Here is a 21,593-nt window from a genome sequence, read left to right as displayed (position 1 = left end):
CTGATCCGCGCGCACGAGACGACGTAACTGTGCGCGGCCCGTGGGGCGTGTCACTCGAATCTGAACCAAGTCACGTTCACGAGGTCCTCCGGCTCCGCGCTGTCGAAGACGACGTAGAGCGTATGCACACCAGTGACCGGAGTCAGCACCGGGGAGATCTCTGTGACCCACTCCTGCCAGCCGCCTGTGCTCTCGGTCGCCACCTCCGCGACGACCGGACCGGTCGGGCTGTCGAGCCGATACTGCAGCGTGCCGGCTACAGTCGACCCTGACGCCACCCTCGTGGTCACGCTTGCCGGGGATGTCCCGCCAAAGTCCACATTCTCGTACCAGAGGATGTCTCCGGCGGTCGTGCTGCCCACGTTCTGGCCGCAGCCGGCGTCCGTGCACAGTCCCACCGAGGTGCCCGACTGGCCGTCGAAGTAGACCGCGCCGATCACGTCGCGGGCGGACTGTGTGGCTCCGACGCCGAGGCTGGAACCGTACGCGAACAACGACGGCTTGCCGTCTCCGTCGTTGATCGGCTCCTGGTCGGCACTCTGCTGCCATGTGACAGGGAGCGTACCCGTGGGATCGACGGCGCCGAACAGCACATCCGCCACTCCGTCGCCCTCGGTGCCCGGCAGCCACGCCGCCACGAGCGCGTCCCAGCCGTCCAACTGCGTTGCGATATCCAGCGGGCGACCGGACACGAGGACGACGACCACCGGCACTCCAGACGCCTGGAGGCGGCTCAACGTGTCGAGGTCGGTCGCGTCGAGCCCCATGCCCCCGGGGCGATCGCCGGCCGTCTCCGCGTACGGCGTCTCGCCGACCACGGCGATCGCCACGTTGTAACTGCCGTCGATGCCGGTTCCGTCCGCGCTGAACGTGACCGTCGTCTCCGGCGAGACCACCTCCTGGATGCCGTCGAGGATGGTCGTTCCCGGCGTGATCGGCCCACTGCCGCCCTGCCAGTTGACGGTCCAGCCGCCGCTCTGGTATCCGATGTTGTCGGCGCTCTTGCCGGCCACGAACACCCGTCCGGTGGTCGTCGCGAGCGGGAGGATCCCGTTGGTGTTCTTGAGCAGCACCTGGGACTTCTGGACGGCGGTCCTGGCGATGTCACGATGCTCGGCGCTGCCCACCGATGCGGTCAGCGTGCGGTCGGCGAAGGGGTTCTCGAACAGCCCGTACTCGAACTTCTTCGTCAGGATGCGTGTGACCGCGTCGTCGATCCGACCCGCCGAGATCGCGCCGATCGCCACGTTTCGTCGCAACGAGTCGATGAATGCCTCGTACTCGAACGGCACCATCACCACGTCGATGCCGGCGTTGATCGCGAGCCGCACCTCGTCGTCGGTGAACCCACCCGCGCCGTCGATCTGGTCGATGCCCGACCAGTCGGACACGACGATCCCATCGAAGCCGAGCTCGTTCTTGAGCAGGGTGGTCACGAGGTACTTGTTGGCGTGAGACTTGACACCGTTCCAACTGCTGTAGGACACCATGACCGAGCCGACGTTCGCATCCACCGCTGCCTGGAACGGCGGGAGATGGATCTCCCGCAGCTCCGCCTCGCTGATCTGGGCGTCGCCCTGGTCTATTCCGCCCGCGGTGCCGCCATCGCCGATGTAGTGCTTGGCGGTCGCCATGACCGAGCTCTCGCCGCCGATGGTGTCGCCTTGCAGCCCTGTGACGAGCGCCGGCGCCAAGGCGGACGGTCGCTGCGCGGTCTCGCCGAAGGACTCCAGTGTGCGCCCCCATCTGTCGTTGCGCGCCACGCAAGCGCAGGGGGCGAAGTTCCACGAGACGCCGGTACCGGCCAGCTCCTCGGCCGTCGCGCGGCCGATGTTCTCCACCAGCGCCGCGTCGTTCGCTGCGCCGAGCCCGATGTTGTGGGGAAAGATCGTGGCCCCGACCACGTTGTTGTGGCCGTGGACGGCGTCCACCGCGTAGAAGAGCGGGATCTGAAGAGGCGTGCTCAGTGCCGCGCTCTGGTAGCCGTCGATCATGTCGGCCCACGCCGTCGCCGTGTTGGGCGAGGGCGCGGAGCCACCGCCACTGAGCAGTGACCCGAGTCGGTAGGTGGGGATCTCGTCGTTGGAGCCCAGCGCCAGCCGCTCGGCCTGCGTCATCTGCCCGAGCTTCTCGTCGAGCGTCATGCGCCCCAGCAGGTCGTCGACCCGGTCCTCGACGGCCTGGGAGGAGTGGAGGTACAGCCGGTAGCCTTGCGTCGTAACGCCCAGTCGGTTGAGGTTGAACCCGCCTGTGTCTGTGAGGACGTAGATGGCGTGCGTCCCCGCGGGCAGGGAGATGGTAGCGACGGTGCTGTCGGCCCAGCCCTGCCAGCCTCCGGTGGATGGCAGGGACACCCAGCCACTGGCCGCGGTGGGATCGTCGACCGCCATGGCGAACCGGGCGCCCGACGTGCCGCTGGCGTAGCGCAGCCGCACGTCGTAGCTGGCGGCGGTGTGCGAGTAGACGTCGTACCGGATCCACTCGCCGGCAGCGACGAACCCGATGTCATATCTGCCTTCCTTGCTGTTCTCCAGGTCCACGTCCTCACCGCGGAGGAAGCCGTCGGCACCCGGGGTGGTCTCGCTGCCCGGCGTCGTGTCGTGGTAACCGGAGCCCTCGCCGCCGCCGGCGTAGGCGGCCGCCGGGATGAGCGTGCTGGCCGAGAGGGGGTGGACCTTCTTGACGTCGAGGTAGTGGAGGTTGAAGCCCCCGGACAGCGCCGTGACGGTGAAGGTGTGCGTGCCCTCGGGCAGGGTCAGTCCGTACATCGGCACGTCCACCCAGTTCTGAGCGCCGCCGCTGTCGGGCACCGTGGCTTGCCCGATCACGCGACCGTCCAGCCGCAGCTCGATCTCACCCTGAGTGGTGCTCGCGGTGCGGAGGATGACGTCGTAGTTCCCGCCGACGTTCACCTCGCGGGTGTAGTGGAAGTAGTCCCCGGTGCTGATCCAGCCCAGGTTCTGGCCGTCGCCGCCACAGTGGTCGTCGTTTGAGCAGACCTCGAGGTTCATCGCGTCCGCGCGATAGGTCGTCGCTGTGCCGCCCTGGTAGTCCGCGTGGTATGCGACGCCTTCGCCGCCGCTGTTGTAATCCTGGGCCAGCACCATGCCGGGCAGGCTGACGCCGGCGAGGCTGTAGCCGTCGGCGACTCCGGCGGTCACGGTCGACGCGAAGGGCTCGCCCGTGGCGCGAAGCGGCACGATGGACAGCGCACTCACTTTCGCGTTGTCGACGACGGACTCGAAGCCGAGGTCGAGGGAGCCGTCCGCCACGGTCGTGGTAAAGGATACGTCGTAGGGCCGGAACCTGCCGCCCGCCTCCTCGAGGATGTCCACGTCGTCGAGCACGGTCGCACCCTCGGCCACGACGTCGAAGACACGGTCGCCGGGATCATCCCAGTGGTTCTCGCTGAGCCGGAGCGTCACCTCGTACCGACCATCCGGGAGGGCGGCGGCGTACGAGAAGTCGCCGTATCGCTCGGACTGGTAGAGCGGGTCGTCCGCGGTCCCGGCGATGTCCTGTGACGTCGACGCCGCAGTGCCGCCGGTGAAGCCGGACTCCGCGGCGTACTGGTCCGAACTGACGCTGTTCCACGAAGTTGTCGCTCCCGCGCGCACGTGGACGGAGTTGTTCGGCGCGTCCCAGATGAAAGTGCTGATGGAGTGCGCGTCGAGCGTCGCCGAGAAGACGCCGCCCTCCTCCGCGACGGTGATGGGGGTCGCCTCGTCGGCGGTGTTCATCACCACCAGCGCCTCGCTGCCGTCGGCGTTCTTGAACGCCTCGAATTCGAGGACCTTGCCGCCGCCCGGTTCACCGGCGAGTCCGCCGGTGGATCCGATGCGGTGTGCACCGGGCCGGACCCACTTCGAGAAGTGGGACAGGTAGTGGAACTTCGACAGGTAGGTGACCTGTGGCGGAGACTCCGGGGACGCGTCCGTTCCGTCGTCGATGATGACCATCGGGTCCTGGGTGCCGCTGCGGTCCGTCCCGTCCGGGTTCTTGGCGTAGGGGCCTCCGTCCTCGTCCAGGAACAGGTTCCAGTACACCCAGCCGCTCTCGCCGAGGCCCATATCCGTCATGATGGTCCGGCCCCACTGCTCGCCGTCCAGGTAGTCCGGGTGCGGGCCGTCGATCGACGTATACTCGCTCATCCAGCTGCTGTACCCCGGGTGCAGTGCGTCCACGAGTTCGACGTTGTCGGGCTGGCAGTGCGCGAGGCACTCGTAGTTGTGCCAGTTGATGCCCGACAGGTGTTCTCGCACTTCCGGGTCGTCGAGCAGCGTCGCGGGGAATGTGTACTGGTCGCGGTTCCACTCGAACCCTCGGATCCTCGCCTCGATGCCATCCGTGTCGAAGCGCGGACCGAGGTAGTCGCCGATGAATGCCGCCATCTGCTGCGGATTCCATGTGGTGGAGCCGAACTTGGCCGGATAGCCGGGCTCGTTCTGCGGCACGATCCAGTCGACGGTCACGCCGGCGGCCTCGAGGGCCTGCACGTACCGCGAGAAATACTCCGCGTACGTCTCGTAGTACCGAGGATCGACCGCGGTGGAGCCGTTGCAGTTCACCGGGTCTGTCAACTGTGCCGTGGGCGGAATGACGCATCCGCCGTTGAAATAGTCCTGGTTGGTCTTCATCCACGGCGGAGCGGTCCACGGGGACGCGAACAGGCGGAGCTCGTCGCTCGCGTCCTGAGCGGCCTGGGCGAACGGAATGAGCCGCTCGAGGTCGCGGTCGACCGAGAACGATGACAGATCGAAGTCGGTGCTGCCCGCCGGGACGTCGGCGTACGTGTAGTCCGGCAGGAAGGAGAAGTCATTGGTGCCCATCGGCACGCGCGTCAGGCTGAAGCCGGCCCCGTTGACCGGGTCGAAGATCGACTCCATGAGCTCGTCCTGGTCTGCCGGGGACAGCTTGGACAGCAGCTCATAACCGACCTCGTTGAGCGAAGCGCCGTAGCCGTCGATCGCCTGATGCTGGACGCGCGGGTCGACCTCGATGGTCGGGACCGTTCCCGCTGTGTCCTCCGAGAAGCTCAGGTTCGGCTTTGCCGTGAGCCGGTCGCCCGCCTCGCTCGTCTGGAACCACTGGACCGCGGTCCCGGGCTCCGCCGCCGCCTGCATCGGCGTGGCCACCCACTGGACCGACAGAACGGCCGTGAGGGCGAGCGCCGTGCCGCCGGCGAGGACGGAACGAATCCTGGCGCGCTCCGGGCGGATCGGCCCGAGTGGCCGCGGGGCGGGCGCGTTGTGGCGAATAATCATTTGGGACCTCCATTGGTCAGTTGTGCGCTTCGGGTCTGCCGACCCTCGAAATCGAACAGTTCGACGTCATCTCCGAATTCGTCGTCGATGCGGGCGGCGATCCGGTTCCGGATGTCGCTGACGTCTCGCCCGATCAGTAGCTGGTATTCCCCTGCTGGGAGCCTCCAGGCCCCCTGGTCCGTATCCCAAACCTCGAACGCCCGTCGCGGGATTCGCACCGTGATGTTCCGTCTCTCACCGGCGGAAACCTCGGCAATTCCGAACCCGCCAAGCCAGCGACGTGGGCGTCGGGGTTCGCCGGTTGAGGCCTCGACGTAGACCTGAACGACCTCGCGACCCGACCGCGCGCCGATGTTCTCGACCGTGCATCCGACCTCGATGCCGTTCGCCGACCACGGGCCCGCCGATGCATCCGAGTACCGCCATGTCGTCCACCCCAGCCCGAACCCGAACGGGAGCATCGGCTGGACGCCGGAGCGAAGCCACCCGCGGTATCCGACGTCGAGGCCGTCGAGGTAGTCGACGACGTCGCCTGCGTCGGGAATGCCGTCGCGCACGGGCACGTCGTCGTGCCGGACGGGCAGGGTCCACGGCAGCCGCCCGGACGGCTCGGCGTCACCCGCGAGGACGTCCGTCAAGGCTCCGGCGAACTCCTGCCCGGGCAGCCACGCCCACAGCACGGTCGAGGCACGATGCAGCCACGGCAGCTCGACGGGTGCGCCGGCGTTGACGACGACGACTGCGTCCGGGCGGACGGCGAGGACGGCGTCCACGAGTCGATTCTGCGCGCCCGGGAGCGCCAGATCGGGTCGGTCCCACCCCTCGGACTCGATATCCTCGTTCGTGCCGATGACCACCACGACCAGGTCGCTCGTCACGGCGTGCTCGACGGCTTCGGCGATCAGCGCGTCAGCGGACGGACCGGGCACCCGATGGTGCAGCCCGGCCCGCGCGAACACCCCGAGTCCGCCCGCATCGACGTTCTGCGCGGTCACGTCGATCAGCACATCCCGCGGCACGTCCACATGAATGGCATGCCCGGCCGCGGCGGGGTTGTTCGCGCTCGAGTCGAGCACCGCCTCCTCGCCGACCCGGTCCTCGGAGCGCGACACCTCGATACCATCGATGGACACGCGGTGGCGTCCGACCACTGCGGCACCGAGCCAGTGCCACCCCGGCTCCTCGAGGCGCACTACCGTCCGCACCCGCACATCGGCGATGTCCGTCGGGAGCGCGCGCACCACGCCGGACCAGTCAGCCGAAAGCGCGGACGCGACCTGCGCGCCGCCATCGTCCAGGTAGTCCACTCGGACGCCGGAAGTACCGGTCTCCGGGTCGCGCAGTGCAGTCGCCGTCAGCATCGACGGGTTCACCCGCGCATACGCTCCGGGACTCACCGTGACGTCGACGCCGGGCCATCTGCGTCCGAGCGCCTGCTCGATGGACTCCACCTGACGCAGCGGGATGCTCGCGGACCCGCCGCCCTGCAGATAGGGGGCGACCGCGTTCGGCCCGATCAGGGCGACCGTTCGAGGCGGGTCGCCGATGGGGAGGTCATTCAGCTCGTGCCGGAGCACCACGAACGAACAGGCGGCGATTCGGCGCGACAGGGCGCGTGCCCCGTCGCGGGAGACCGCGGTGCGCCGCCGTGTCCGGTTCCCGTCGAGCGCACCGACGCGGGCGGCGAGTCGCAACAAGTTCAGGACCTTGGCGTCGACGGCGGCCTCGCTGACCATCCCGTGCGCCACGGCCTCCTCGAGCCGCCCGGCCGACCAGACCGTGTCCGGACCCGGCATGACGAGGTCGAGTCCGTGCCGCCCCGTGGACACGGTGTCGGTCGCGGCGGACCAGTCGGACATGACGACACCGTCGAAACCCCATTCCCGCCGGAGGAGCTCGTCGAGCAGCCACGGGTGTCCGACGGCCTTCTCTGCGACTCCGTGCACGTCCACACGGTTGTAGGCCGCCATGACCGACCATGCGCCAGCATCCTGGATCGCCGCCTCGAACGGGGCGAGGTAGACCTCCCGCAGGGTGCGCTCGTCGATGCGCGAGATGGCGGTCGTCCGCCGGGTCTCGGCTTCGTTGCCGACAAAGTGCTTCACACAGGCGGCGACTCCGCAGCCCTGGATGCCCTCGACGATTGCGGTCGCCAGCCGTCCGGTGAGGAGCGGATCTTCCGAGAAGCATTCGAAATGGCGTCCGCCGACGGGAGTGCGCTGCAGGTTCACCACCGGCGCCAGCACCACGTCGACGCCTTCGCGGACCGCCTCGCTCGCGAGCGCCTGCCCGAAGCGCTCGGCGAGACCCACATCCCAGGTCGCAGCCAGCGCGCTCGGAGCGGGAAACGAGATTGACAACTCCTCGTCGCTCGCGATGCGGACCTCGGCGAGATCGGTGGCGGTGCCCCGGATTCCCGCCGGCCCGTCCGATACGGCGATGGCGTCCAGATCGATACGCGGGATCGCGGTGGTGTGCCACGTCCCCGCGCCCGAGCAGAGCGCGACCTTCTCGGTGAGGGTGAGCGAAGCGACAAGGTCGCGTAGGCGCGCCTCGGTGGATGCGGTCGGCGAAGTGTGCCACAGCACGCGTGCGTCCTGCCTGCTCCTTCTCATGCTGCTGCGCCTACGCGACGCGCGTTGTCTGCGCCGCCGCCACGCTCTTCGGCGATGAGGGAGCGATACTGTTGCGCGCTCGCCTTTGGAGTGAGCCGTCCGCTCGGGTAGTCGGTATAAAAGAGCCCGTACCGCAGCTCGTAGCCGTGAGACCATTCGAAGTTGTCCATCAGGGCCCAGAAGTAATACGCCTCGACTTTCGCGCCCTGCGTCACCGCGTCCGCGAGTGCGTCGAGGTACTGGTCGATGAACGCGACGCGTTCGATGTCGTTGCACGTTCCGTCGGGTCCGAGGTAGTCCCAGAGGCCGATGCCGTTCTCGGTCACCCAGATCGGCAGGTCCGGTGCGAGCGCGGCGACGCGGAGCAGAACCCGGGTGAAACCGTCGGGTCGAACGGCGACGCCGTTCGAACTGCGCGGCTCGGGCACCGGCAGCTTCTCGATGCCGCGGACGACCAGGTCGTTGCCCTGGTCAGCGGCGCAGACGACGTTGTGTTCGTAGTAGTTGATGCCGATGAAGTCGAGCGGCTCGGCGATCCGCGACACATCGATGCCTTCGACAGCGCCCGACACGGCGTCGGCGCCGAAGTACGCCGCTGTGTCTGCGGGCAGTCGTCCCTGAAGCACGGTGTACAGGAAGAGCCGATTTTCGACGAGGTCGGCCCGGCGGTGCGCTTCGAGATCTTCGGGGTGTTCGGTGGCCGGGGCGAGGTCCGAGAGGTTCATCGCCAGCCCGATGCGGAAGTCTGGGTTGATGGCGCGGAGCGCGCGCGCGGCCTCACCGTGGGTGTGCAGTTGCACGAGGGCAGCCCGCAGCGCCGTCGGCTCATCCTGGATGCCGGGGGCGTGTAATCCGCTCAGGTGGCCGTGGAACGCCGCGCAGAACGGTTCGTTCACGGTGATCCAGTCGTTGACGAGGTCGCCGAGTTCACGCGCGGCAACGTTCGCGAAGTGCACGAATGCGTCCGTTGTCGCGAGGCTCGTCCATCCTCCGCGATCCTGGAGCCATTGCGGCAGGTCCCAGTGGTAAAGGGTGACGACGGGAGTGACGCCGCGGTCTCGGAGCTCTTGAAGGACGCGCCGGTAGTAGGCGATGCCTTCCGGATTGCTCTGGCCCTCCGGCCCGGTGATGATGCGGCTCCATGCGATCGAGAAGCGGTACGTCTCGAGTCCGAGCCATTCGATCGCGTCAAGCATCCCTTCGGGGTCGTCGTAGGCCCCGCAGGCCACGGCACCCGTGTCGCCGCGGGTCGTCGCGCCGGGCCGGGCGGTGAATTCGTCCCAGATGGTGGGGACACGGCCTCCGTCGGTGACGGCGCCTTCGATCTGGTAGGCGGCGGTCGCGCTTCCCCAGCGAACTCCTGCGAGCTTGGTCATCGTGTTTGGTTCTTCCTTCTTTTTTGGAGGCGAGCCGGACGCGCGCGTCGACTCAATGCTGAGAGCGCCAGTTCTAGTAGCCGGTGCGGAGTCCACGCAGCAGGTACCGCTGCAGCGCGAAGCAGAGGATGACAGCGGGCAGCGTGAGCACGATGCCGCCCGCCATCAGCTCGCCCCAGTAGATCTTGTAGCCGGTCTGCATCTGCAGCAGGCTCGACGTGAGCGGCATCACCTCGGCATCGGTGATGAAGGTCATCGGGAACAGCAGGTCGGTCCATCCCGCGAGGAAGCTGTACAGGATCGCCGTCATGATGCCGGGCCGGGCAAGGGGCAGCACGACCTTGAAGAACACGGCGAACGGTGAGAGCCCGTCGATTTCGGCGGCCTCTTCGACTTCCTTCGGAATAGTTTCGAAGAACGGCTTGAGTATCCAGATCACGAACGGGAGGTTCAGCACGGTGACGCACACAATGACCCCGGTCACCGAGTTGAGCAGGCCGAGTGACTGCATGATGACGTACATCGGCACGACGAGCGCCGCCGGCGTCACCATGCGCGCCACCATGAGGAATCCGAGCGCGACCCCAGAGCCTCGCCAGGGGTAGCGTGCGAATCCGTACGCCGCGAGTCCTCCGACAATGACGCTGATCGCGACGGTCGCGACGGCGATGATGGTCGAGTTCACGATCGAGGGTCCGAAATGGAACTGCGAGAAGAGGTTCGAGTAGTGCTCTAGTGAGAATGCGTCGGGGATCGTCAACGGAGTCGTGGTGAAGATGTCGGCATCGAGCTTGAACGACGTGAATGCCATCCATGCCATCGGTACGAGCATGATGATGGCGATCACGGTCAGCGTGATGCTCGACGCGGTCACGCCACGGCGTTTGCGGGTGTGGTAGGAGATCGTCATCGAGCATTCCTTCGCTGGGCAACGAGCAGAGCTGAGCCGAATACGAGCGAGATCGCAAGGGCCATGAGCGCCTGCGCCGACGCCGCGCCGAAATCGAGGTGGGTGAATGCGGTTCGCCAGATCACGAGCGGCAGCACGCGGGTGTCGTCGCCGGGGCCACCTCCGGTCGTGGCGAACACCGTGTCGAAGACCTTCGTGAACGCGTCCACTGCCCGGAACGCAGCGGTGATCACCAAAATCGGCAGTATCGACGGCAGGGTGATGTTGAAGAGTTGCCGAAGCGCACCCGCGCCATCGAGCGCCGCGGCTTCGTACTGCGTCGGCTCGATCGACATGACTGCCGCGAGCATCACGAACACGACGAACGGCATCATCTTCCATGCGTCGATCACGATGATCGAGAGCAGCGGGTACTCGACGAGCCACGGCGTGTTCGTTCCGAGCACCGCGTTCACTGGGCCGAACTGCGCGTCCAGGAGCATCCGCCACGCGTAGGCGCCGGCGATGGCCGGGACCGCGAACGGAATGATGTACGCCGAGCCGAGCACGCGAGAGTAGACCTTCGCGAATCGACCCTCGGCGCCCAGCATGACGTTCGCGAGCAACACGGCGCAAAGGGTGCCGAAGACCACCTCGAGCAGCACCGAAGCCACCGTGAACTGCAGCGTGACGACGAGCGAGTTGCCCACCGTCGAGTCGGTGAACAACGCCACGAAGTTCGACAGCCCCGCAGGCGTCACGTCAGGCGACGACAACGGCCGATATGTGTTGAACGAGAGGTAGGCGAGGTAGACGAGCGGGTATGCCATCACCATGCCCACGAACGCGAGCGATGGGATGGTGAACGCCAGCCCGACGCGGCGCCGGCGCCGCGATGATTCGGGCGACGCCTTGAGGCCCCGTCGGGGGGCGTTGGGACGATCCCGCCGCGGGGAGGAGTTGAGCTCCTCCCCGCGGCGGATGAGGGTGGAACTGGTCACTCGACTGCCTTGCGCCCGGCGAACTTCTCGTTCTGCAGCCAGCTGGCGGCTTCCTGCGCCGTCATCTCCCCCGTGTAGACCTTGGCGATCGCCTCGGAGACACCGGAGGAGAGCTCACCCGACCAGGTCGAGTTCAGGTACGTCAGCCGCTCGGAAACCGACTTCAGCATCTCCAGCTCCGGAAGGGCCTCGGCGAACTCCTCGGAACCCTGCTGACTCTGCAGCACCGGAAGGTTTCCGGTCTGCTCGGTCTGCGGGAGCTGGAACTCGTCTGTCAGCATCCAGCTGATGAATTCGCCGGCACCGTCGGGGTTGGGCGCGGCCTCGGGGATCGTGGCGAGCATCGCGCCGAGATGGGTCTGCTCGCCGGCGGGCGGTGCGATACCGAGCTTGTCACCCATCTCGGATCCGACCGCATTCCAGGCGTAGAGCCAGTTCTGGTAGATCGCCACCGTGCCGGCCTTCATCTGGTTGTCGCAGTCGAAGAAGCTCAGCGCCTCCCAACCGGGAGCGCTCAACGAGGTGAGCTGGTTAATGTACTCGAGCGACTTCACCTGCTCAGGAGTATCGAGCGTCAGCTCACCCGTCGCGAGGTCGCCGAAGTTCGCCCCCTGCCCGTAGGTGAAGTACGTGTTGTCGAGGAAGACCGACCAGTCGACACCACCCAGGCACGTCCCGTACAGGCCCTCGTCGGGGCGGTTGAAGAACGTGGCGACGTCGACCAACTCGTCGAACGTCGTCGGCGCAGCAAGTTCCCGACCGTACTCGGCCTCGAACGCGGCCTGCTCCTCGGGGTCTCCGAAGAGATCGGCACGGTAGAGGGTCACCGGGAAGTTGTAGTACTGGGGTGCACCGACGAAGGCGCCGTCGTCGGTCGTGAAGAGCTCGTGGTTCAGCACGTCGTTGACAACGTCCTCGCCGAGGTATGGGGTGAGGTCCTGCACGTGTGCGTGTTCGAGCATCCAGACCGCGTCGTCGCCACCACCAAGGAAGACGACATCATAGGTACCGGCATCCTGTGTGAGCTCAGCTACCTTGCGCTGACCCCAGACATCACGGGCGACCTTGTCGACCTTCACCTCGATGCCGGAGTCGTTCGTGAAGTTCGCCGCCTCTGTGACGAGCGCATCGGTCTCGGGGCCTTCGACCGCGAGCACGCGGATCGTGCCGGATGCCTCGTCGCCGCCTTCGGCGGCGCCACCGGCGGAACAGCCGGCCAGCAGACCGGCGGAGAGTGCGATGGCGGCGGCACCGATCACGCGGGTGCGGGCGGGGGAACGCAGTTTCATTGGTGTCTCCTCGTTGAGTGGAATGGTGTTGGAAGGGGATGTGGCGCCGAGACCGGTGAGGTTCCGTCACGGAGGTGATTCAGTTCGGCCAACCCGTCTCGACGAAACGGTCGATGGCGAGGGTTGCGGCACCGAGGGCGACCGCGTCCTGACCGAGCTTCGACCGTGCCAGCACGACCTCATTCCCGGGTTGCTCGAGTGCGTACGCGCGAGTCGCGGCACGCAGTTCGTCGAGGAGGTCGGTCGCGATGCGGTCCCCGAACCATCCTCCGACGATGATCTTCTGCGGATTGTAGAGATTGACGAGGTTCGCCAGCGACAGCCCGAGCTGGTCGATGAGAGTCTGGACTGCGTGGGCCGCGGCATCATCTCCGGCGCGTCGAGCTGTGAACAGCGCCTCGATCCCGTCGGCCTCCCGCCCGTTCCAGATGTCGGTTCCGTTCCAGCGAGCCAGAACGGCGGATGCCCCGACGAAGGTTTCCACGCAGCCACGGGAGCCACACCGACACGACGGCCCGTCGAAGCTGATCTTCGTGTGGCCCCATTCGCCTGCACTGCTCGATGAGCCGCGATACAAGCGCCCGTCGGTGACGATTCCGGCGCCGACGCCCTCACCGATCAGCACGACGATGCTGTGCGCGAGGCCACGCGCCGACCCGAGCCAGGACTCCGCCTGCGTCGTCGTCTTCGCACCGTTGTCGATGTAGACGGGGAAACCGAGATCGTCGGTCAGGCCGGCGAGGTCGACCGAGTGCCAGCCGATCACGTCAGCGTGAATGATCGCGTCGTCGCTGTCACCGGTGGGGCCTTCGACGATGCCCGGGACGCCGAGGCCGAGCCCAAGCATTCGGAATCGGTCACCGCCGACCTCGTCGAGGAGCTCGCGGGTCGCGTCGCGCAGGATCTCCCGGACACGGGAGGTCTCGAGATGCCGGTCCTCAAAGGGATACTCGCGGGCCGCAAGGCTACTCAGCGTAAGGTCGAACAACTCCACCCTCACGAGGGACTCGCTGATATCGGCACCGATCACCCACGCGCCATCCGGATCGATGGCAAGGATCGCCCGCGGACGCCCGCCGTCGGACTCGAGGAAGCCATCGCCCTTGACCACGCCCTCCGCGAGCAGGCCGTTCACCACGCTCGTGACGGTCGCGGCCGACAGGCCCGTGGCCGCACCGATTTCACTTCGGGACGTTGGCCCATTGAGGAGCAGGTGCCGCAGGATGAGCGCGCGATTCGTACGACGCACGTCCTTCACGGATGCCTTCTTCGCCATCAAATATTCCCTGCCTGAAGTGGTGGAAGTTCTTTCGTAGGTTATTTTATAGTCCAAATTAATCTCGACCACAACCCTCCACGCCCCGGCAGGTGAAGGCGGCTTACCCCCTGGCACCGCTTCACCGGGAACACGATCGGTGCGTTCGTCAGACTGGTCCCGTCCGAGTACTCCTCGGGCGCGTCACGGACGCTGGGGCCGATCACGAAGACCGGCAACGGCCACACCCGCCGGCTGCTGGTCGAGGCGGCCTGGCACCACCGACCCCGGTACCGCGTCGGCGCCGTGATGCAAGCCCGCTGGGACCAAGCCCCAGCCGCAGCCCGCGCCCGCGGCGACGCCGGCAACCGGCGGCTGCACGACCGGTGGGTCGGATTCCTCGAACGCCGAAAGCGCCCTACCATCGCGAACGTCGCGATCGTCCGCGAACTGGCCGGCTGGTGCTGGTCCCTGGCCGTTGTCCCGATCCGCGCGTCCCGCCGGACCGCCGACCGGTACGAGCACGACTACCCGGGCTCGCTGGTGCATATCGACGTGAAGAAGGTCGGCGTCATCACGAGGTCGGCGCTCTTGGTGGTTTGAGCGTGCCGGGCCAGAATCCGCTGAGCGAGCACGTCGACGATGAACGCGACGTACACGAATCCCGACCCGAGTCGCCACAGCATCCCGGTGCCGGAAGACGTTTTCGGGGTCGTCGCCGATCTCAACCGCCAGGGCGAACCCGGTCAAGGTGCTGACGCCGCGCAGAGTTGGAGACCGCGGTCCTCCCGTGCTGAGAGTGCCGGCCCACCTCCTACGGAGATGGGCCGGCGTTCCCTGGTGCTGGGTTCCCTTATTCGAATCGCCCCTAGAAGGAGGCGTTCATGGCGAGATCGCTGTCCTCGCTGCAGGTGCCGCCTGGGAGCGTCACTTCCCCTTCCAGTCGGATGTCCGCCGAGGAAGCGCCGACCGACAGGTTCACCGGACCGGCGGGGCTGACCCATTCGCCCTCATCGGTGTCCCAGTACGCCAGCGACTTGCAGGCGAGCTCCACGGTCACCTGCTTGCTCTCGCCGGGCTGGAGGTCGACCTTCGCCCAGCCGGCGAGCTGTGTCACCGGCGTGGAAACATCGGTCGGCAGCGTACCCGCGTACACCTGAGCCACCTCGGCGCCGGCTCGCTTGCCCTTGTTCTGCAGGGTGAAGCTGACCTTGACGGTGCCGCCGTCGACCGCCGTAGCGATGTCACGGTACTTGAAATCGGTGTACGAGAGGCCGTAGCCGAACGGGAAGAGCGGCTCCGCTCCCGCCGCCGCGTAGCCGCGGTAGCCGACGTTGACGCCCTCGGTGAGGTGGACGTCCGCCTCCTCCGAGTGCAGCAGCGAAGCCTCGATACCGAGCGCCTCGGTCGGCTGGGTTTCGGTCGCGGGGTACGAGATCGGCAGCTTGCCCGACGGGTTGACCCGTCCGAACAGGACGTCGGCCAGGGCGTTGCCCTGCTCGGCGCCGCCGTAGTACAGCTGGACGACGCCCTTGACCTTGTCGAGCCACGGCATGAGCACGGGGCCACCCGTCTGCAGCACGACGATGGTGTTCGGGTTCGCCTTCGCCACGGCCTCGATCAGCTCGTCCTGGTTGGTGGCCAGGTCGAGGTGACCGCGGTCACGCGCCTCCGTCTCGTAGAGCCCCGCGACCACGACCGCCACGGACGACTTCTTCGCCAGCGCAACCGCTTCCGCGATGTCGGGCGAGAGCGTGCCTGCGGGCGGCACCCAGCCGAGTCGCACCATGCCCGGGTCGAGACCATCGCGCGGAGTCGTCGCTGCGTAGTCGAGCTGGAACGAGTACGACTGGCCTGCCTCGAACTGGAGCGGCTCAGACACGTACTGGTTCGGAGCAATCTGGTCCACGAAGGACACGATCTCCTGACCGTCGAACGTGAGGGTTCCGGTTCCGAATCCCGAGAGCGACAGGCGGTACTCACCGCTCGCCGGTGCCGTGATCTCACCGGTGAACCGAACCGCCAGGGAGCCGCTCGGCGGCTGGATCACCTCGGGGTGGGCGGCGAACCAGGCGATGGGGCCCGTGTCGAACGCCGGCCGCAGATCCGTCCGGGTGGCGATGGGGTCGCCCTCGAAGGTCGTGTTATTCCAATACTGCGCCTGAACGCCCTGAGTTGCCGGGTCGCCCGGCAGCGAGACGATCGACGACGGGATGCTCTCCGGGCCCTGGATCAGGTCCGCGGCGAAGGGCGCATCGGCGCCCCGCGCGTACTCGACCGTCGTGCCCTGCGGAGCGCCGTTCTGGATGCCCTCCAGCGGCGTGACCTCGTAGGTCGGGTTCGTCGCTGCGCCAGCACAGCACTGCTGCGCAGCCCACGTCGCACCCTCGCCGATGACCGCGATGGACTTCGTCTTGTTGGGGTTCTCGAGCGGCAGCACGTTGCCCTTGTTCTTCAGAAGGGTGACCGATTCAGCGGAGACCTGACGGGCGAGTGCCCCGTGCTCCTCGACCGGGACTTCCTGAGGCGTCTCGGGCAGAGGCTTGTCGAACACCCCGAACTCGAAGTACGTGCGAAGGATCTGATGCACGCGCTCGTCGACGAGTTCCTCGGTGATGCGGCCCTCGTTCACGGCCTGCACGATCTTCGAGCCGAACTCGCCGTAGGCGACGTTGAGGCCGGTCTCCATGTTGGTACCGGCCTCCATGGTGGTCTCCGTGCGCGGACGTGACGCACCGAAGTCGGTCAGCACGAAGCCATCGAAGCCGAGCTGGTCACGGAGGATGTCCTGAATCAGGTGCCCGTTCTCGCAGGCGTAGGTGCCGTTGACCTTGCCGTAGGCGCACATGACCGAGGCGAGGTCCTCGCTGACCGGCGGTGCCCACGGGCGTGTGTAGAACTCCTGCAGGGTGCGCTCGTCGACGATCATGTTTTGGTTCTGGCTATCATCCCCACCGCCGAGCTGACCACCGCGGGTACGGTTCGTCTCCTGGGAGTACACGTTGTAGTGCTTGAGGTTGACACCGAGGTCCTTCTCTGCTTGGGCGCCCTCGACGAACGAGGCCGCGAGCCGGCCGGCCAGCAGCGGGTCCTCGCCGAAGGACTCGCCGACGCGCGACCACCACGGGCTCCGCGGGATGTCGACGTTCGGGCCGAGCACCATGTTGTACTGCTTCAGGCGGGCCTCCTCGCGGACCGCGGCACCAACCTCCACTTCGAGCTCGGTGTCCCAGGTCGCTGCGGCTGCGAGGCCCATCGGGAATGCCGTGGTTGGGTCGAGCGCCCGGCGCACCGACGGCCCGATGTCGGCCATGCGGAGCTCGGGAATGCCGAGACGCTCGATCCCGTAGTTGATGTAGGCGAGCTCCTGACCGGGCGGGTACGGGTCGCCGGCCATGAGGTCGGCCTTCTCCTCCAGCGTCATCTCGGGAAGGAGCAGGTCCGCTCGCTGATCGGCTGACAGGGACGTGTCCATCCACGGCTCATCCACCGCGAAGGCGGCCGGTCCGGCGATGACGGTGGTCACGGTGACTGCTGCTGCAGCCACAAGACCTCCGATCCGTCGTGCCCGTGTAGATCGTCGTTGTTGCATCGTATGACTCCTTTGCCATCGAGGGATGCATCGCTATCGCGGCTGATTCGACCACATGGCTTCCTCGGCGGCCATCCGCGTCCCCGCATGCGGGACGTCCCCCGCGTGGGGGCCATTCCGGACCGGCATCCTGAGGAATTCGTCCGGTACAGGCCGGCAATGACGATCCTCGGAACGCCTGCGGCGCCCGCGTCGTCGGGATCATCGCCCCGACTGGGGGACCGTGCCAGTACCTCCATCGCGAGGGACTCCCTCTTCGCGTACAAGTCTGTCCTTCTTGTTGGGGCGCGCTGCTCGAGATGGGATACCAGAACCCATGACCGGACCTGTTGGTAGCACGAACACGCTCGCGTCCGCTTCGACCGTTCCGGATGCCTCCGCCATAGCCGCGACGTGGGACGACGAAATCGCTGAAGAATCCGGCAAGATCATGGACGAGCAGTCCACCGGCGCTCTATTGACGGCGGCCGGCCCGTCCACGGACGACGCCAACGGCGGCGTCGCTGGTCACCCGGGGTCGGAGTAGACGCGGATGTAGTCGATCACCATCGACCGCGGCATCGCCACGTCTTCGGCCACCTGTCCCCCGAAGTTGCCGCCGATCGCCATGTTGGCCAGCAAGAAGAATCGATGATCGAAGACCCACTCGTGGGGCGCCACGTCCGAGGGGGTCGCGCGGTGATAGGCGACTCCGTCGACCTCCCAGGTGATCTGATCCGGCGCCCATTCCACGGCGAACTCGTGCCAGCTCCCCTCGACCGGGGCGCCGAGATCATGGGCGCCGCTGTAGGATTGGCCGCCCGAGTAGCCCGGCCCGTGGAGCGTTCCGAAGATCTCGTTCGGCATGCGTCCGACGAACTCCATGAGATCGATCTCACCGCTCTGCGGCCACCCGACGTCCCGGATGTCCGAGCCGAGCAACCAGACTGCCGGCCAGACGCCGCCACCGCCGGGAACCATCACTCGCGTCTCGACCCGACCGTACTGGAACTCCTGTTTCTGTCCCGTGATCAGGCGCGCCGACGTGTATTGGCACGGTCCGTACCAGCACTGCAGCGCGGTGGTCGCCGAGTCCACTTTTCGCAGAGTGATGACGAGATTGCCCGCACCGTCGAGTGCACCGTTCTCGGCACCCGCGGTGTAGTACTGGAGTTCGTCGTTCCCCCATCCTCCGCCGCCGGTCTCGTACGTCCAGTTCGCCGGGTCGGCCGGTGACCCCGCGGGCCCGTCGAATTCGTCACTCCAGATCGGCGTCCGTGAATCTGGTTGCGCTGCCGGACTCGGAGTGGGCGCCGACTCCGAGTGCCGCCCCGGCGAATCTGGGGTGATCAGCACTGCGATCAGCACTGCGATCAGCACGCAGCTCGCGAGTACTGCGGCGACACTGAGCCTTCGTTCGCGCCTGAGGACATCCCCGGTGCGCCCATCCTGCGGCAGTGCGCCCCGCACGACGGAGGCTATGACGAAACACACTACCGCCGCAAGGAGGAGTGTCACGGCAAGAGTGAGGGCGAAAGCCGGCAAGCGATCCCAAGTCATCACGTCTGCCTCCCGATTCTTCCGTCGGCACCAGCGTAGGCAGGCGGCCCGACCATTCGGAATCGGTCCCGTATCCGGGGACGGAGTGCTGATCGCGCCCGGACTCCGCGGCATCCGCTCCACCAAGCCGGGGCCGTTGGGAGGCACCGGTCTGGGTGCCGAACTTCGGAGTTTGGGATGCACGCCGCCTGGCGGCAGCAAAGTTGAACCCGCAAGCGGATACTGCGCAGCCGTATAGAAATTACCCACATAAACGGATACACCGCAACCGCTTTTGATAGGATCGTGCGCGTGACCGATGTCAAGCTGCGCAGGGATGCCGCCCGCAACCGTGCACGACTCTTGGAAGCTGGGCGCGAGGTCTTCGCGCAGCAAGGCCTGGACGCGACCCTGAACGATGTCGCTCACCATGCCGGCGTGGGTGTGGGCACCGCGTACCGACGATTCGCGAACAAGGAAGACCTCATCGACGCGATTCGCGTTCAGCAGGACAATGAACTCGAGGCAATCCTGAATGAATCTCTCGCCATGGATGACCCCTGGAATGCGCTCGTGCTTTATCTGGAGAAATCGATTGCCCTACACGTAAGAGATCGCGGGATGACTGAGCTCCTCACTGGTCGGCGCGTCAGACCGGAAATGCACGATCGAAGCCGCAACCGGCTCGCGCCTCTCGTGAATCGCGTCGCCGAACGTGCACGTGACGCCGGAGCTATGCGCGCAGACGCTACCGGTACCGATCTGATCTTCATCCAGATAGCCTGCATCTCCATCAGCACCGTCGTGCAAGGCAGCCCTGACATCGAAGAACGCAGCGATTCCCGCGACCTATACCGCCGCTATCTCCGGGTCATGCTCAACGGCCTGTCCCCTCAACACGGGGACACCGCACCACTGCGCGTACAGGCGCTGATGACGGAGCAGCTCCACGATCTGCTTCGCTCGGAAACAAGCCTGCCCTATGACTAAGCCACCTCCAAGGCTAGCCACGAAGCGAAACCCCATGGCGATACCGCACCCCGGACGGACGGACGTTGAAGGCAGTGCCCTCCCCCTCGGAACAGTGCGTTCGGAGAGTGTGCGAACCACGACCACGATGACAAACCAAACCTTCAGTGCCGAGATCGGCGCCAACTCAACCGATAGGGAAATCTGATGGAATACCGTTCACTAGGGCGCACAGGAGTATCCGTGAGCCCACTGGCACTGGGCACGATGATGTTCGGCCCATGGGGTAATGACGACCGTGACGCCTCGATCCGTATTATCCACCGCGCGCTAGATGCCGGGATCAACTTCATGGATACCGCCGACGTCTACTCCGGCGGAGTCTCAGAGGAAATCGTCGGCCAGGCGCTGCAGGGACGCCGCGACGACGTAGTACTCGCCACTAAGTTCTTTTCGCCGATGAGCGATGACCCCAACCATCAGGGAAGCTCACGGCGCTGGATCATGCGCGAGGTTGAGAACTCGCTCCGTCGCCTCGGTACTGACTACATCGATTTGTACCAGGTGCACCGGCCCAACCCGCATGTGGACATCGAAGAAACCCTCGGCGCGATGACCGACCTCGTCCGGCAAGGAAAGGTGCGATACATCGGCTCCTCAAGTTTCGCCGCCAGCGAGATCGTTGAGGCGCAGTGGGCCTCGCGGGAGCGCAATCTCGAAAGGTTCGTAACCGAGCAACCGCCCTACTCGCTCCTCGTACGAGGAATCGAGCTCGACATCCTTCCCACCATCCAGAAGTATGGAATGGGTTCGCTCAGCTACAGCCCGCTCGGTGGGGGCTGGTTGTCGGGCAGCTGGTCGAAGGACTCCGCCCCGACGTCGCCGACTCGCAAGAGACTCGCGGCCCGGTTCGACATGGCTTTACCCGCCAACAAACGCAAGCTCGAGATCGTGGACGGCCTCGCGCAGGTCGCCGAGGATGCGGGACTGACGATGATCGAACTCGCTATCGGGTTCGTCATCAACCACCCCGGTATTACGTCGGCCATCATCGGCCCTCGCACCATCGAGCAGCTGGAATCGCAGCTACCAGCCGCCCAGGTGCGGCTGTCCGATGAGGTTCTTGACCGCATTGATTCCTTGATCGCCCCCGGTACCACCGTCAACCCGGCCGACGACAGCTACGGGGACAACACTCTCACCCCTGCCGCGCGACGCCGCTGAGCGGAGAGCACATGGACGCGAGCGGTCACCCGGCAGAGCCCTCCTAGTCGAACCATTCAACGCACACCTCGCCCTCGAGCACGACGAAGCCCCCGGGTAACAACTCCGCATCCTCGGATGATAAGTAGCGCCCGTCGACCTCAAGCAGCGGTGTGCGCCTCCCGTCGATCATCGCCGCAAGCTCGGTGATGTTTGAGGTACTGAACTCGAACGTGCCAACGGTTTCGGGGCCGAAGGCATCAGCAACCACAAGGTGAAACACGCCGTGTCGATGACGGAGGGTCGGCGCCTGGGCGCCGACCCTCCGTGGGCAATTTCTCAACGTCGAGCTGACTCACCCGGGTGGCCACATTCCCGATCTGCTCTCAGCTAGTGAAGTCGGTGGAGTGATAGATCAGGATCCCCGAGAACGGGAGGGCTGGGATACTTCATTCCGTCATCTTCACGGTGAGCATGCTGGACGGCGTTAAGCCGCGAAGCAACGGATCCGCGTAGCTCCTTCTGCCGACGCTCACGACGGATCAGCTGCGCGCGCGTCTCCGCGCCCCATCGGCGGACCGGCCACCTCGGTCCCCGACGTGGATGCAATCGAGCCAGCGCC

14 protein-coding genes are annotated in these 21,593 nt (G+C 66.4%); 4 read left to right on the top strand and 10 right to left on the bottom strand.

The window, feature by feature from the left end:
• Positions 1-50: 50 nt before the first annotated feature.
• From J7E25_RS05820 to J7E25_RS05790, 7 genes are all read right to left on the bottom strand, one after another.
• Positions 51-5,264 (bottom strand): glycoside hydrolase family 3 N-terminal domain-containing protein, encoded by a 5,214-nt coding sequence (locus J7E25_RS05820; RefSeq protein WP_214868828.1) that lies wholly within the window; start codon positions 5,262-5,264, stop codon positions 51-53.
• Entirely contained in the window at positions 5,261-7,879 is a 2,619-nt protein-coding gene (locus tag J7E25_RS05815; protein ID WP_214868826.1) for a beta-glucosidase, read from the bottom strand. The genes J7E25_RS05820 and J7E25_RS05815 overlap by 4 nt, the downstream gene beginning before the upstream one ends.
• Positions 7,876-9,255 carry a glycoside hydrolase family 1 protein gene (locus J7E25_RS05810; RefSeq protein ID WP_214868824.1) on the bottom strand — a complete coding sequence of 460 codons (1,380 nt, stop codon included), beginning with the start codon at positions 9,253-9,255 and terminating at the stop codon, positions 7,876-7,878. Before J7E25_RS05810 ends, J7E25_RS05815 begins: the two co-directional genes overlap by 4 nt.
• 73 nt (positions 9,256-9,328) lie before the next feature.
• Positions 9,329-10,165, bottom strand: coding sequence for a carbohydrate ABC transporter permease (locus tag J7E25_RS05805; protein ID WP_214868823.1), 837 nt, complete (start codon positions 10,163-10,165; stop codon positions 9,329-9,331).
• Positions 10,162-11,145: a carbohydrate ABC transporter permease gene (locus J7E25_RS18280; protein WP_214868822.1), complete on the bottom strand. Its 984-nt coding sequence runs from the start codon at positions 11,143-11,145 to the stop codon at positions 10,162-10,164. The genes J7E25_RS05805 and J7E25_RS18280 overlap by 4 nt, the downstream gene beginning before the upstream one ends.
• Positions 11,142-12,434, bottom strand: coding sequence for an ABC transporter substrate-binding protein (locus tag J7E25_RS05795; protein ID WP_214868821.1), 1,293 nt, complete (start codon positions 12,432-12,434; stop codon positions 11,142-11,144). Before J7E25_RS05795 ends, J7E25_RS18280 begins: the two co-directional genes overlap by 4 nt.
• 79 nt (positions 12,435-12,513) lie before the next feature.
• Positions 12,514-13,710: an ROK family transcriptional regulator gene (locus J7E25_RS05790; protein ID WP_214868820.1), complete on the bottom strand. Its 1,197-nt coding sequence runs from the start codon at positions 13,708-13,710 to the stop codon at positions 12,514-12,516.
• Positions 13,711-13,845: 135 nt separating this feature from the next.
• Here J7E25_RS05790 and J7E25_RS18170 point away from each other — a divergent pair, with 135 nt between their 5' ends.
• Positions 13,846-14,292, top strand: coding sequence for a transposase (locus tag J7E25_RS18170; protein WP_374196195.1), 447 nt, complete (start codon positions 13,846-13,848; stop codon positions 14,290-14,292).
• Positions 14,293-14,557: 265 nt separating this feature from the next.
• On the opposite strand, the gene J7E25_RS05780 is transcribed toward J7E25_RS18170, so the two are convergent.
• Positions 14,558-17,236 (bottom strand): glycoside hydrolase family 3 protein, encoded by a 2,679-nt coding sequence (locus J7E25_RS05780; protein WP_214868819.1) that lies wholly within the window; start codon positions 17,234-17,236, stop codon positions 14,558-14,560.
• Between the two features lie 361 nt (positions 17,237-17,597).
• Here J7E25_RS05780 and J7E25_RS05775 point away from each other — a divergent pair, with 361 nt between their 5' ends.
• Entirely contained in the window at positions 17,598-17,807 is a 210-nt protein-coding gene (locus J7E25_RS05775) for a hypothetical protein (RefSeq protein ID WP_214868816.1), read from the top strand.
• Here J7E25_RS05775 and J7E25_RS05770 read toward each other — a convergent pair.
• Positions 17,789-18,730, bottom strand: a complete 942-nt coding sequence (locus tag J7E25_RS05770; protein WP_308164386.1) for a glycoside hydrolase family 16 protein — start codon at positions 18,728-18,730, stop codon at positions 17,789-17,791. The two genes, J7E25_RS05775 and J7E25_RS05770, sit on opposite strands and share 19 nt — an antisense overlap.
• 381 nt (positions 18,731-19,111) lie before the next feature.
• Between J7E25_RS05770 and J7E25_RS05765 the strand changes: the two genes are divergently transcribed.
• Entirely contained in the window at positions 19,112-19,789 is a 678-nt protein-coding gene (locus tag J7E25_RS05765) for a TetR/AcrR family transcriptional regulator (RefSeq protein ID WP_214868815.1), read from the top strand.
• 186 nt (positions 19,790-19,975) lie between these two features.
• A complete protein-coding gene (locus J7E25_RS05760; protein ID WP_214868814.1) occupies positions 19,976-20,992 on the top strand; it encodes an aldo/keto reductase in 1,017 nt (338 codons plus the stop codon).
• 43 nt (positions 20,993-21,035) lie between these two features.
• Here the strand turns inward: J7E25_RS05760 and J7E25_RS05755 are convergent, their stop codons facing one another.
• Positions 21,036-21,254 carry a hypothetical protein gene (locus J7E25_RS05755; protein WP_214868813.1) on the bottom strand — a complete coding sequence of 73 codons (219 nt, stop codon included), beginning with the start codon at positions 21,252-21,254 and terminating at the stop codon, positions 21,036-21,038.
• Positions 21,255-21,593: the final 339 nt, after the last annotated feature.

This window comes from Agromyces sp. ISL-38 (assembly GCF_018613935.1).
Lineage (GTDB): Bacteria > Actinomycetota > Actinomycetes > Actinomycetales > Microbacteriaceae > Agromyces.
This window is presented reverse-complemented; position numbering and strand designations above follow the sequence as displayed.